This is a genomic window from Thalassospira sp. TSL5-1, from assembly GCF_001907695.1.
GTDB lineage: Bacteria > Pseudomonadota > Alphaproteobacteria > Rhodospirillales > Thalassospiraceae > Thalassospira.
In genome coordinates this window covers 1-470 of sequence record NZ_KV880659.1, presented here as the reverse complement: position 1 = coordinate 470, position 470 = coordinate 1, and the positions used below count along the sequence as shown (strand labels likewise).

Genomic DNA, 470 nt, shown 5'->3' with positions numbered 1-470 from the left:
GGCTCAAAGCGCGATTCCTGATGTTTGATGCGCAACGCCCCCTCGGCAAAAAGCTGTGTGGTTTGGGCATCATAATCTGACGTCAGATTATCGGTGAAACCGGCAAATGCCACCGACCGTTTGGCATCAATTTTCTGGAAAGCATGCAACGCACCAAAACGCAATGACGTTGCCTGGATCTCGGTGCCGCCATATGCCGCCAGATAGTAACTGTCAACCATCGCACTGGAGGACACATTCTTGTCCTGGATCGAGTCACGGCCAAAACCGGTCGCTACACCAAAGCGCCAGTCATCAAGCACCTTCGTATCCGCACCAATCATGAAACCACCCCCACGCGTGGTCGTGTCATGGGCCTGGCTTCCGCCTGACGTCGTGCTCCAGCTGCCAAAATTGCTCATCCAGACCTGGGTTGTTTTTTCCTTGCCCAGCAAGCCATCCATATTGTCGTCATTCGAGGCAACCAGGGG

1 protein-coding gene is annotated in these 470 nt (G+C 54.3%); it reads right to left on the bottom strand.

Features of this window, described 5'->3' with window-relative positions:
- Positions 1-470: autotransporter outer membrane beta-barrel domain-containing protein (locus LF95_RS22545; RefSeq protein WP_143182164.1), on the bottom strand; the 470-nt coding region annotated here is incomplete at both ends.